General features: G+C 68.2%; 10 protein-coding genes. 6 read left to right on the forward strand and 4 right to left on the reverse strand.

What is annotated here, in order from left to right; genetic code table 11:
* Positions 1-129: 129 nt before the first annotated feature.
* Genes JOD97_RS29960 through xrtB form a run of 5 tightly spaced genes read left to right on the forward strand, consistent with a single transcriptional unit; the run spans position 130 to position 6,004 of the window.
* A complete protein-coding gene (locus tag JOD97_RS29960; RefSeq protein ID WP_229264822.1) occupies positions 130-1,107 on the forward strand; it encodes an EpsD family peptidyl-prolyl cis-trans isomerase in 978 nt (325 codons plus the stop codon).
* Between the two features lie 50 nt (positions 1,108-1,157).
* Positions 1,158-1,946 (forward strand): polysaccharide export protein EpsE, encoded by a 789-nt coding sequence (epsE, locus tag JOD97_RS29965; RefSeq protein ID WP_209726461.1) that lies wholly within the window; start codon positions 1,158-1,160, stop codon positions 1,944-1,946.
* A 59-nt stretch (positions 1,947-2,005) separates the two neighbouring features.
* Positions 2,006-3,415 (forward strand): chain length determinant protein EpsF, encoded by a 1,410-nt coding sequence (gene epsF / locus JOD97_RS29970; protein ID WP_209726462.1) that lies wholly within the window; start codon positions 2,006-2,008, stop codon positions 3,413-3,415.
* Positions 3,416-3,461: 46 nt separating this feature from the next.
* A complete protein-coding gene (epsG, locus tag JOD97_RS29975; protein ID WP_209726463.1) occupies positions 3,462-4,367 on the forward strand; it encodes a chain length determinant protein tyrosine kinase EpsG in 906 nt (301 codons plus the stop codon).
* Positions 4,368-4,381: 14 nt separating this feature from the next.
* Positions 4,382-6,004: an exosortase B gene (xrtB, locus tag JOD97_RS29980; protein WP_308937261.1), complete on the forward strand. Its 1,623-nt coding sequence runs from the start codon at positions 4,382-4,384 to the stop codon at positions 6,002-6,004.
* Between the two features lie 206 nt (positions 6,005-6,210).
* Here xrtB and JOD97_RS29985 read toward each other — a convergent pair whose 3' ends face one another.
* The 4 genes from JOD97_RS29985 to JOD97_RS30000 are packed head-to-tail and all read right to left on the reverse strand — an operon-like array spanning position 6,211 to position 10,819.
* A complete protein-coding gene (locus JOD97_RS29985; protein WP_209726465.1) occupies positions 6,211-7,077 on the reverse strand; it encodes a glycosyltransferase in 867 nt (288 codons plus the stop codon).
* A 53-nt stretch (positions 7,078-7,130) separates the two neighbouring features.
* Positions 7,131-8,564, reverse strand: coding sequence for an MOP flippase family protein (locus tag JOD97_RS29990; protein WP_209726466.1), 1,434 nt, complete (start codon positions 8,562-8,564; stop codon positions 7,131-7,133).
* A complete protein-coding gene (locus JOD97_RS29995) occupies positions 8,564-9,436 on the reverse strand; it encodes a hypothetical protein (RefSeq protein WP_209726467.1) in 873 nt (290 codons plus the stop codon). The genes JOD97_RS29990 and JOD97_RS29995 overlap by 1 nt, the downstream gene beginning before the upstream one ends.
* Before the next feature lie 9 nt (positions 9,437-9,445).
* Positions 9,446-10,819 (reverse strand): UDP-glucose/GDP-mannose dehydrogenase family protein, encoded by a 1,374-nt coding sequence (locus tag JOD97_RS30000; protein WP_209726468.1) that lies wholly within the window; start codon positions 10,817-10,819, stop codon positions 9,446-9,448.
* A gap of 320 nt (positions 10,820-11,139) precedes the next feature.
* Between JOD97_RS30000 and JOD97_RS30005 the strand changes: the two genes are divergently transcribed.
* Positions 11,140-12,213, forward strand: coding sequence for a glycosyltransferase (locus JOD97_RS30005; RefSeq protein ID WP_209726469.1), 1,074 nt, complete (start codon positions 11,140-11,142; stop codon positions 12,211-12,213).
* The last annotated feature ends 57 nt before the right edge of the window (positions 12,214-12,270 follow it).

Genomic DNA, 12,270 nt, shown 5'->3' on the forward strand with positions numbered 1-12,270 from the left:
AATCCGGGTTGAGGTTGCATTTAATGCATAGCCTTTATAATATTGACAATCGTTTGAGCGGAACGCATACTCTGCCCCCACGCCGGCCGAGGGCCGCGCCGCCGCCACGAATGACCGAGGAAGACTATTTTGAACCATACACAATTTGACGGCCAACATGCCGGCGCCGCTGTCCGCGCCCCCCTGCGCCACCCCCTGCGCCGCGTCGGCGGCGGCGCCCTGGCGCTGCTGCTGGTGGCCGGCCTGGCCGCCTGCGGCAAGGGCGACCAGAAGTCCGGCCAGGCGCTCGTCAAGGTCGGCGGCGAGGAAATCACCGCGTTGCAGCTGAACGAGGAACTGGCGCGCTCGGGCGTGCCCGGCGCCCAGCAACAGCAGGCCCGGCCGCAAATCCTGGCGTCGCTGGTCGACCGCCAGCTGCTGATCAACGAGGCCGTCAAGGACAAGACCGACCGCGACCCCAAGGTGGTGCAGGCGATCGAGCGCGCCAAGTCGCTGATCCTGGCGCAAGCCTATCTGCAGAAGAAGATCGGCACGCCGGCCAAGCCGACCAAGGAAGAGGTCAAGGCCTACTTCGAGCAACACCCGGCGCTGTTCGCCCAGCGTAAGACGATCGACATGCGCCAGCTGCTGCTGGCGACGGCCGACCTGACCGACGACCTCAAAAAGGACATCGACGCCGCCAAGTCGCTCGACGACGTCTCCGCCTTGCTCGACCGCAAGGACGTCAAGTACCAGCGCAACCAGATCTCGCGCAGCTACGCCGACCTGGCGCCGGCGCTGGGCGACAAGCTGCTGGCGCTGCCCAAGGGCCAGTTGTTCATCATCCGCGAGGGCGAGCGCAGCACCGTCGTCACCATCACCGACGTGCGCGACACGCCGGTCGACCTGGCCGCGTCGACGCCGCAGATCGAGCAATACCTGATGAACACGCGCGGCAAGGAGGCGGCGGCGGCCGAGCTGGCGCGCCTGCGCGCGGCCAGCAAGATCGAGTACGCCAGCAAGGCCGACGAGCCGTCGGCCAAGCCGGCGGCCGCGCCGGCCGCGACCGCGGCCCCGGCCGCCGGGCGCGACGACGCCACCGCCCGCGGCGTGGCCGGACTGAAATGACGAGCGGCCCGACCGGGCCGAGCCCAATCGCACCCTACGGAGAACCTATTATGAAACGAATCGTATTTTGGATGATGGCGTCGCTGCTGGCGCTGACCCTGAACGCGGCCAACGCCGCCGAGCTGCTGCTCGGACCTGGCGACGTGGTCAAGATCTCGGTCTACAACAACCCCGACCTGACCACCGAGACGCGCGTGAGCGCGTCCGGCTTCATCACCTTCCCGCTGGTGGGCCAGGTGGCGGTGGCCGGCCTGCCGACGGCGTCGGCGGAAAAGAAGATCGCCCAGCTGCTGGTGTCGGGCGGCTTCGTCAAGAACCCGCAGGTCAACATGATCGTCACCGTGCTGCAGAGCCAGCAGGTGTCGGTGCTGGGCCAGGTGGGCCGTCCGGGCCGCTATCCGCTGGACGGCAGCCGTAGCGTGCTCGACGTGCTGGCGCTGGCCGGCGGCGTCAGCGCCGACGGCGGCGACACCGTCACCGTGCTGCGCACGCGCAACGGCGCCACCACCAAGGACGTCATCGACGTCGCCGAGCTGGTGCGCACGAGCAATATGAAGGCCGACCTCGACCTGAGCGGCAACGACGTCGTCTACGTCGAGCGCGCGCCGCGCTTCTACATCTACGGCGAGGTGCAGCGTCCCGGCATGTTCCGCATCGAACGCTCGATGACGGTGCTGCAGGCGCTGGCCGCCGGCGGCGGCCTGACCGCGCGCGGCACCGAGCGCGGCCTGCGCATCAAGCGCCGCGACGCCGAGGGCAAGCTGCAGATCCTCGAGGCCAAGTACGACGACCTGGTGCAGAACGACGACGTGCTGTACGTGCGCGAGAGCCTGTTCTGATAGTGCCGGCCGCCGGCCAGCCGGCCCGCGGCCCGTCCGCCCCTTTTTGAGAGACAACCATGAATTTCACCCATTTGATCCTGGCGCTGCGCGCCCGCTACAAGATCGTGCTGATGATCCTGGCCGTGACGGTCGCCGCCACGGTGGTCATCAGCCTGCTGCTGCCCAAGGTCTACAAGGCCAGCACCGCGCTGGTGCTCAACACCAAGGGCGTCGACCCGGTCACCGGCATGAGCCTGCCGGTGCAGATGATGTCCGGCTACGTCGTCACCCAGGCCGACATCATCCGCAGCAAGAGCGTCGCGCTGAAGGTGGTCGACAACCTGCGCCTGGCCGACAACCCGGCCGTGCAGCAGCAGTTCAACGACTCGGTCAAGGGCAACACCGACCTGACCATCAAGGAATGGCTGGCCAACCTGTTGCTGGCCAAGGTCGACATCGAGCCGGCGCGCGACTCCAGCGTGCTGACCATTAATTTCCAGGGCAGCGATCCGAAGTTCGTCGCCGCCGTCGCCAACGCCTTCGCCGACGCCTACATGCAGTTTTCCGTGCAGCTGAAGACCGATCCGGCGCAACAGGCCTCCGGCTTCATCAACACCCAGATCAAGCTGCTGCGCGAGCAGTACGAGGTGGCCCAGAGCCGGCTGTCGAAGTACCAGAAGGACAACAACATCTACAACGCCGACACCCGCGTCGACGTCGAGATGGCGCGCCTGAATGAACTGTCGAGCCAACTGGTGCAGGCCCAGAACCAGTCGATGGAAGCGCAATCGCGCTCGCGCCAGGCCAGCGGCAACGCCGAGGGCTCGCCGGACGTGCTGAATAACGGCCTGATCCAGGGCCTGAAGTCGAGCCTGGCGATGGCCGAGGCCAAGCTGGCCGACACCTCGGCGCGCCTGGCGCCGAACCACCCGCAATACATCGCCGCCAAGTCCGAGGTCGACAAGCTGCGTGCCAGCCTGAACGAGCAGATCCGCATCGCCTCGAGCGGCGTGGCCGGCACCAACACCATCTACAAGCAGCGCGAGGGCGAACTGCGCGCCGCGCTGGCCGCGCAAAAAGCGCGCGTGCTGGAGATGAACGGCGCGCGCGACGAGTTCGTCGTGCTCAGCAACGAGGCCGACAACGCCCGCCGCTCGTACGAGTCGGCCATGCAGCGCTACAACGCCACCAACCTCGAGGGCCAGTCCAAGCAGTCCGACATCGCCGTGCTGTCGACGGCCAGCACGCCGTCGTCGCCGTCCTCGCCGCGCCTGCTGCTGAACCTGGCGCTGTCGCTGGTGATCGGCACCATCCTCGGCGGCGGCGCCGTGCTGCTGCTCGAAATGCTCGACCAGCGGGTGCGCTCGGCGGCCCACATGGCCGACGCCTTCGGCCTGCCGGTGCTGGGCGTGATCGCCACGCCGCGCGCGGCCAAGCGCGTGCTGCGCCGCAACCGCCCGGCCGCGCCGATGGCGCAGCTGCAGTAACGACCCGACCCGCAACCGGGCACACCGACACACACGGAGCATCCACATGAATTCGAATTCCACCGTCCCATCCTACCCGGCGCCGGAACTGCGCGACAAGCCGCACACGGCGTCCGTGCCGGACCGCTCGATCGGCGCCATCCTGATCAAACAGGGGCGCCTGTCGGTGGCCGACGCCGAAAAGGTGATGCGCCACCAGGTCGAGCACAACGTGCGCTTCGGCGACGCCGCGCTGGCGCTGGGCGTGCTGACCACGGCCGACATCGAGTTCGCGCTGTCGCGCCAGTACGACTACCCCTACCTGCTGCGCGGCGAGAGCGCCATCAGCGAATCGGTGGTGGCCGCCTATGAACCGTTCACCGCCCGCGTCGAATCGCTGCGGGCGCTGCGCAACCAGCTGATGTGGCGCTGGTTCGAGACCGGCGACGAGCGCCGCGCGCTGGCCATCACCGGCGCCGAGCGCGGCGACGGCCGCAGCTTCCTGGCCGCCAACCTGGCGGTGGTGTTCTCGCAACAAGGCCAGCGCACCCTGCTGATCGACGCCGACATGCGCAACCCCAGCCAGCACGCGCTGTTCGGCCTGGAAAACCGGGTCGGCCTGTCGTCGGTGCTGTCGGACCGCAACGGCGTCGAGGCGGTGCAGCGGGTGCCGGCGTTGCTGGACCTGTCGGTGCTGACGGCCGGCGCGCCGCCGCCGAACCCGTCCGAACTGCTGGGCCGTCCGGCGCTGGGCAAGCTGCTACGCGAGCTGGCCCCGCAATTCGACGTGATCCTGATCGACACCCCGGCCGGCGGCGAATGCTCGGACGCGCAGATGGTCGCCGGCCGCGCCGGCGCCGCGCTGGTCGTCACGCGCCAGGACGCCAGCCACGTCAACCACGTGCACAACCTGATCGGCGCGCTCAACGAAGCGCGCGTGCACCTCGTCGGCACCGTCCTCAACAACTTCTGACCGCGATGGACACCATGCTCACCCAACCTGTCAGCACGCCGCGCGCGGCGCTGGCGCCGTCGATCCTCCTGCTGGCCGGGCTGGGTGTGGTGTACCTGCCGACGTTCTGGGACCTGTTCCACGGCGCCTGGAGCTCGGACCGCAACGCCCACGGGCCGATCGTCATGACGGTCGCCTTCGGCTTCCTGTATTTCCGCATGCGCCAGCTGCTGTCGCAGGACCGCTTCGAGCGCCGCCCGGCGCCGGTCGCCGGATGCGCCGCGCTGCTGTTCGGCCTGGCGTGCTACGCGCTGGGCCGCTCGCAGGGCGTGCTGCTGCTCGAGGTCGGCTCGCTGATCCCCGTGCTCAGCGGCGTGCTGATCGCCTTCTACGGCGTGCGCACCTGGTCGCGCATGTGGTTCGCCTTCTTCTTCATGCTGTTCATGATCCCGCTGCCGGCCTCGGTCGTCGACGTCGTCACGTTGCCGATGAAGATCGCCGTCTCGACCGCCACCGAGCATTTGCTGTACTGGTTCGGCTACCCGATCGCGCGCAGCGGCGTGATCCTCACCATCGGCCAGTACCAGTTGCTGGTGGCCGACGCCTGCGCCGGCCTGAACTCGCTGTTCACCCTGGAGGCGCTCGGGCTGCTGTACATGAACCTGGTGCGCCACCCGTCGGTGGTGCGCAACGTCGTGCTGGCCACGTTGATCGTGCCGATCTCGTTCGCCGCCAACACGCTGCGCATCGTGTTCCTGTCGCTGATCACCTACCACCTCGGCGACGCCGCCGGCCAGGGCTTCCTGCACGGCTTCTCGGGGCTGGTGCTGTTCCTGTCGGCGCTGCTGCTGATCATCGGCGTCGACAGCGCCCTGAGCTGGCTGGTGCGCAACCGCACCAAAAAAGACGACGACGAACAGGCCGGCCTGCAACTGCCGGCCGTGGCCGCCGGCGCCTGGCGCCAGCTGACCCACGTCGCGCTGCGTCCGGCGCTGGCGATGCTGGTGGCCATGGTCGGCACCGTCGCCGTGGCGCACGCGCTGACGCCGTCGCTGGCGACGGTGGCCGGCGGCACCACCCTGGCCACCAGCGTGCCGACCCGCTTCGGCGACTGGACCGAGGTGCCCAACGCCAACGCCCAGGCCGAGCTGTCGACCGCCGACGACGGCGGCCGCAGCCTTGAGCAGCCGTACGACGACGTGCTGATGCGCACCTATGTCAACCGCGACGGCGTGCAGGTGATGCTGGCGCTGGCCTATGCCAAGGAGCAGCGCCAGGACGTCAAGCTGCACCTGCCGGAGATCTGCTATCCGGCCCAGGGCTACAAGGTCATCGCGCTCAGTCCGGCGCAGCTGGCGGTGACGCCGGCCGGCACCTTGCCGGGCAAGCACATGGTCGCGTCCAGCCAGAACCGGCTCGAGGCGGTCACCTACTGGACCCGCATCAGCGACGCCTACCCGCAGGGCGGCTTCGACATGCGCATGAAGATCTTCCGCGACGGCGTGGCCGGCAAGGTTGCCGACGGCATCCTGGTGCGCGCCTCGACCCTGGTGCGCGACCAGAGCGAGACGGCGGCCGCGTATGCGGTGCAGCAGGACTTCCTGCGCCAGCTGGTGGCGGCCAACGATCCGCGCGGGCACGCGCTGGTGGCGCGCTGAGGCGCGATGGCGGTGATTGGATGTGCGAAAGCGGCCCTGCGGGGCCGTTTTTTTTGGGAGACACGTAGGGCGGATTAGGCGGAACGCCGTAATCCGCCACGCGATGAGCCGTCGATACGCATGCATGGCGGATTACGCTGCGCTAATCCGCCCTACGTGTTTTAGAGTGTTTTCGAGTGTTTTGGATGGAATGGACTTTTCGGGTCTCAGGCCAGGGTGCCGGCCATCGTCGGCTTGAACTTGCCGCGGCGCAGCCGCCGCAGCGCGTGGCCGCGCGTGGCCGGGTCGCCCGCCATCGTCAGCAGATCGCCCAGGCTCAGCTCGATCTGCGGATAGGCGCACAGCGAGCCGAGCAAGCCGGGCCGCACGCCTTGCCCCTTGCCGTGCTTGGCATGGAACAGCCGCGCGGCCTGGATGATCTTGTCCCCCGATTTGAGCGTGATGCGCTCGAACTCGTGCGAGACGTCCATCAAATAGCTGTTGGCGCCGATGTTGTGCGCCGGGCCGCCGTGCGCCACCAGCCGCACCCACATTTCCCAGTCCTGCCAGGCCGGCATGGCGGCGTCGAAGCCGCCCACCTCGCGCATGCGCGCCGGCGTCGTGAACACCTGGTTGCCGATGATGTTGTCGCTCAGCAGCGCCTCCAGCTCGGCCACCGGCGCCGCGTTGGCCAACGTCACCGCGCCGCCCTGGTCGACGATGCGGCGGTCGAACAGGCACGAGAAGCGCTCGCCCGTTTGCTCGCGCGCGCGCCAGGCCGTCAGGAAGCGCTCCAGACGGTGCGGCAGGAACATGTCGTCGTCGTCCAGTCCGGTGATGAACTCGCCCTCGGCGATGTCCAGCGCCTGGTTGCGCGCAACGCAGGCGCCGCGCGACGTTTCGTTGTGGATCAGCTTGACCTTGTGTCGGCCTTGCAGGCTGCGCACGTAGTCGCAGGTGCCGTCGGTGGCGCCGTCGGAGACGATGATCAGCTCGACGTCGGCGTGGGTCTGGCCGAGCACCGACTGCACCGCGCGGCGCAGCAGCGCCTCGCGGTTCTTGGTGGGGATGTAGATCGTAACGAGTGTGCCCATGGGACGCTCCGGTAGAAGAAGGAATCAATACGGCGGGCGGCGCGCGGTGGCCATTATTTGCCGCCCAGGCCCGCCATTTTTTTCAGGTCCTGCACCAGCGCCTTCGAGAACACGAACGTCAGCGCGCCGTACACGGCGGCGCCGAGCAGGGCGACCACGATCAGCTGCACCTGCGGTCCGGCCTGGCGGCCCAGCAGCCATTGCTGCGCCGGGTAGATCGCCGCCACCATCAGCAGCGCGAACAGCGGCGCCTGCCAAATGGCGCGCGTCAGCGCCCCGAGGTCGCTGTGCAGCTGGCGGGTGGCGTAGTAGAAGTGCGGCAAGCCGTTGAGCACGTTGGCGATCAGGTAGCAGATCGCCACCCCCTCGATGCCCCATTGCACGCCGATGAAGAAGCTGCCGACCTGCAAAATCGCCCCGAGCAGGCCGAGCCGCATCATCAGGTCGGTGCGTCCGGTCGACATGAACACGGTGCCGGTGGTGGTGATCAGCGACTGGATGAAGCCGACCGGCGCCAGCCAGGCCAGCACGATCGGCACGGAGGCCCATTTCGGCCCGAGCGCGACGGTGACGAACGGTTCGCGCAGCACCCACAGGCCGGCCATCATCGGCGCCGTCATGGTGGCGATCAGGCGCAGCGCGCGCAGGTACAGCAGCGCCATCTGCGGACGGTCGTTTTGCTGGCGGCTCATGACGGGGAACAGCGCCCGGCCGGCCACCGCGCTCATGCTTTGCAACGGGAACATCATCAGCTTGTAGGCCTGGGCGTAGATGCCCAGCTGCACCTGGCCGAGCACGCGGCCGATGACCAGGCTGTCGGCGTTGCGGGCGAAGAAGTTAATGAAGCTAAAGCCGGTCAGGTTGCCGCTGAAGCCCCACAGCGACTTGAACTCCTCGCTGCTCCAGACCCGCTTCGGGCGCCAGTTGTTGGCCAGCCAAAGCTGGACCGTCGACACGGCCGCCGCCGTCAGCGTCTGCCACACCAGCGCGTAGACGCCGAAGCCGGCGTAGGCCAGCACCACCGCCGCGACCAGGCCCGACAGCGCCGACACCAGTTCGACCCGCGCCAGCGTGCGGAAGCCGGAGCGGCGCTCGAGCAGCGCCTGGTGCACGGCGCTGGCGCTGGTGACGGGGAACGCCACCGCCAGCAGGCACAGCACCGGCGCCAGGCGCTCGGTGCGGAAGTACGAGGCCGCCAGCGGCGAGGCCGCGCACAGCACGGCCGCCAGCAGCAGGCCCATGCCGACGTTGAGCCAGAACACGGTGTTAGTGGTGTGGTCGCTCAGGTCCTCCTTTTGCACGATGGCGGCGGCGGTGCCCATGTCGCGCAGCAGGTAGGCGAAGTTCATGGCCACGGTGGCCATCGCCAGCAGGCCGTATTCGGAAGGGGGGAGCAGGCGCGCCAGGATAACCAGCGATACCAGTTGCAGCACGATACGTGCCGCTTGCGCCAGCGTGAGCCAGCGCGCGTTCGACATGGCGGACATCAGGCGGTGCTTCTTTCATTGGTGAAACCATAGGCCGCGATCATGGCCTGGAGTTGTTCGTCGTTGTAGCGGGCGCCGACGTTGTCGAGCCACAGCGCCACCTCCTGGGAGCCGTCCCAGCAATAGATCTCGTGGCTGGCGTCGGCGCGGCGGAAGGTGGCGCCGCGCGCGCGCGCCATCCACCAGAACCAGATGTCGTCGCCGCGCGGGCACAGCCGCGTGAAGGCGTCGACGTCGAGCACCTCGGGGCCGAACACGCCGGCCGGATACAAGGTGCCGCCGATGCCGGTGGGGAAGTTGAGCCGGCTCGATTCGGTGTTGGCGGACTCGAACTCCCAGTCGTTGTACGACAGCGGCAGGCCGTCGGCGCCGAGGCGCATGCGGTGCATGCGGTGGCACACCACCTCGAGCTTGCCGGCGGTGCGCGAGTCGGCCAACTGGCGCAGCCAGTCGCGCCAGTAATAGACGTCGTCGTCGGCGGTGACGATGGTGCGCGCCTCGCCCTGTTGCAGCAGCGGGATCATTTTCTTGTACGAACGGGTGTCGTCGCAGGCCTCGATCTCAAGCCCGGCCGCGCGCAGCGCCGTCACCGCCGGCGGCAGCTTGTCCATGTCGCCGTGGGCGATCCACAGCACCACGCGCGCCGGCGCCAGCGACTGCGACAGCAGCGACTTGAGCGTCAGGTGCAGGGTGGAAAAACGCGGCGGGTAGGATGTCAGCGACACCACGATGCCGGCGCTGTCCTGGGCCTCGCGGCGGGCGCCGTAGTGGCGCCCGTACGCCAGCCAGTCGCGCTCGAGCACGACGAAGCGGCGCAGGTTCGCGGCGCGCTGGGCCAGCCGGCGCGCCTTGTTCTTCAACCAACTAGTCATCGAGCCGTCCTAGCCGGCGTGCTTGCCGGCGCGGCCGATCGCGTGGTATTCGACGCCTTCCTTGCGCATCGTGGCCGGCTCGTACAGGTTGCGGCCGTCGAAGATCAGCGGTTGCGACAGCGCGGCCTTGAGCGCGCCGAAGTCCGGGCTCTTGAACGCTTTCCACTCGGTCATGATGATCAGCGCGTCGGCGCCGTCGACCGCGCTCATCGGCGCGTCGCTATAGCTGAGGCGGCGCTGCTCGGCCGGCAGCTCGGCCAGGTCCAGCTCGAAGGCGTGGCGCGCCTCCTCCATCGACACCGGATCGAAGGCGACCACCTTGGCGCCGCGCTTGAGCAATTCCTTGACCATCACGCGGCTCGGGGCGGCGCGCATGTCGTCGGTGTTGGGCTTGAAGGCCAGGCCCCACATGGCGAAGGTCTTGCCGCTCAGGTCCTCGCCGAGGCGGGCGGTGATTTTGCCGAGCAAGATCTGCTTTTGCTGGTTGTTGACCGACTCGACCGCGTGGAGGATCTCCAGGTGCTGGCCGAACTCGCCGGCGCTGCGCACCAGCGCCTGCACGTCTTTGGGGAAGCACGAGCCGCCGTAGCCGGTGCCGGCGTACAGGAAGGAGAAGCCGATGCGCGGATCGGAGCCGATGCCCTTGCGCACGTTCTCGATGTCGACGTCGAGCTTGTCGGCCAGGTTGGCCAGCTCGTTCATGAACGAGATGCGGGTGGCCAGCATGGCGTTGGCGGCGTACTTGGTGAACTCGGCCGAGCGCACGTCCATATACAGGATGCGTTCGTGGTTGCGGTTGAGCGGGGCGTACAGTTCGCGCATCTTGTCTCGCGCCTGCTGGCCGGCGGCGTCGGTGTCGGCGCCGATGACGATGCGGTCCGGACGCATGAAGTCGTCGACGGCCGCGCCTTCCTTGAGGAACTCGGGGTTCGACACCACCGTCACGCCGACGTCGGCGCCGCGCGCGGCCAGCTCCTCGGCGATGGCGGCGCGCACCTTCTCGCCGGTGCCGACGGGCACCGTCGATTTATCGACGACAACCTTGAACGCGGTCATGTGGCGGCCGATATTGCGCGCTGCAGCAACGACGTATTGCAGGTCGGCCGAGCCGTCCTCGTCGGGCGGGGTGCCGACCGCGATGAATTGGATGTCGCCGTGGGCGACGCTGGCGGCGACGTCGGTGGAGAAGGTCAGGCGGCCGGCGGCGCGGTTGCGCTCGATGATTTCCTTCAGGCCCGGCTCATAGATCGGCACGCCGCCGTTATTGAGGATGTCGATCTTGCGCGCGTCGACATCGAGACAAAACACCGAGTTGCCCAGCTCTGCCAGGCAGGCGCCCGTCACCAGACCCACATAGCCCGATCCAATCACCGTAATTTTCATTCGCGTTCCTTATTTTCACTGTTTGCGCGCCGCGCGCAGGGCACACGGCGCAGTATCGTTAGATCACCTTCTCATGCTATGCTACGCTGCAGCATTTGTTGGGAATTTTACACGTTATCGACATTTCCATCGGATTATTTTGAATCCAAGCGTGCGCGCGGGGCGGGCGGCACGATGCCGCAGCGGTACGCCCATTGCTATTCTTGCATGCTAGAATAGCGGGTCGCGCGCCGGCGGCGGCCCGTCCGCGTCCCGGCGCTCGGGCCGGGCCCACCCGTGCGGCGTCCCGTATTGTTTAACGCGTTAGCAGGAGTACCAAGTTGGCGAAGATCGATGTCTTGTTGCCGGTGAAAAACGGAGTTGATTTCCTTGCGGAATCTCTCGACAGCCTGCGGGCGCAAACGTTCCCCGATTGGCGCGCGCTGGTGCTCGACCATGGCTCCGACGACGGCAGCGCCGAGATGGTGCTGGAGTACCAGCGGCGCGATGCGCGCATCGAGCTGCACCGCCTGCCGCAGGCCAAGGGCCTGTCGGGCCTGCTCAACGCCGGCCTCGCGCTGGCCGACGCCGAGTTTGTGATGCGGCACGACGCCGACGATATCTGCTTGCCGGACCGCATGGCCGTGTCGCTGGCCGCCTTCGCCGCCCAGCCCGACTGCGTGGCGATCGGCGGCCAAGCCGACGTGATCGACGCGGCCGGCGCGCCGCTGGGCGAGATGTCGGTGCCGGTGGGGCGCGCGCGCGTCACCGCCGCCGCGCTGTTCCGCAATCCGGTGGCGCACCCGACGGCCATGCTGCGGCGCGCCGCGCTGGTCGAGCTGGGCGCGCGCTACGGCGTCGACTTTTTAAAAGCGCTGGGGCCGGCGCAGAGCCTCGAGGTGCCCAACCTGGCCGAGGATTATTTCCTGTTCGGCCAGCTCGCCGTGCTGGGCCGGTGCGACAACGTGCCGCAGACGCTGATCCGCTACCGCTGGCACGGCAACAACGTCAGCGCCACCAAGTTCATGGAGCAGACCACCTTGTCGCTGACGATCTCGCGCTTCCTGATGCGTTCGTTCTGCGCGCTGCGCGGGCTGCCCTACGTCGATCCGGCGCCGTTCTGCAACCATGGCGGCCTGCTGGTCGACGTCGGCGGCCGGCGCAATTTCGACGCCGACTTCGCGCGCCTGGCCGACGTGCTGCGGCGCGGCCTGGGCGAGTCGCCGGCGCTCGAGCGCGAATTGCGCTACCGGCGCGCGCTGGCCACCCGCAGCGGGGCGCGCCTGCTGTGGCGCTACCGGCAGTTCAGCGGCGCGCACCGGCCCGAGACCGGCGAATGGAACGCGATCCGTTCCTGGCTGGTGCGGCTGTTGCCCGGCAAGCGCCGGCTGCGCGTGGCCGCCGAACCCGCCTGAGGCGGTTTTTTGCCGGGCCGCGCCGCCAAGCGCGGCCCCCGTTTATATATTTGATAG

This window comes from Duganella sp. 1411 (assembly GCF_017833525.1).
Taxonomy (GTDB): Bacteria; Pseudomonadota; Gammaproteobacteria; order Burkholderiales; family Burkholderiaceae_D; genus Rugamonas.

What these genes read in the sequence shown, in the direction of transcription:
- epsE (WP_209726461.1), top strand. Translation starts at nt 1,158, where the DNA reads ATGAAACGAATCGTATTTTGGATGATGGCGTCGCTGCTGGCGCTGACC.
- epsF (WP_209726462.1), top strand. Translation starts at nt 2,006, where the DNA reads ATGAATTTCACCCATTTGATCCTGGCGCTGCGCGCCCGCTACAAGATC.
- epsG (WP_209726463.1), top strand. Translation starts at nt 3,462, where the DNA reads ATGAATTCGAATTCCACCGTCCCATCCTACCCGGCGCCGGAACTGCGC.
- xrtB (WP_308937261.1), top strand. Translation starts at nt 4,382, where the DNA reads ATGCTCACCCAACCTGTCAGCACGCCGCGCGCGGCGCTGGCGCCGTCG.
- JOD97_RS29985 (WP_209726465.1), bottom strand. Translation starts at nt 7,077, where the DNA reads ATGGGCACACTCGTTACGATCTACATCCCCACCAAGAACCGCGAGGCG.
- JOD97_RS29990 (WP_209726466.1), bottom strand. Translation starts at nt 8,564, where the DNA reads ATGTCCGCCATGTCGAACGCGCGCTGGCTCACGCTGGCGCAAGCGGCA.
- JOD97_RS29995 (WP_209726467.1), bottom strand. Translation starts at nt 9,436, where the DNA reads ATGACTAGTTGGTTGAAGAACAAGGCGCGCCGGCTGGCCCAGCGCGCC.
- JOD97_RS30000 (WP_209726468.1), bottom strand. Translation starts at nt 10,819, where the DNA reads ATGAAAATTACGGTGATTGGATCGGGCTATGTGGGTCTGGTGACGGGC.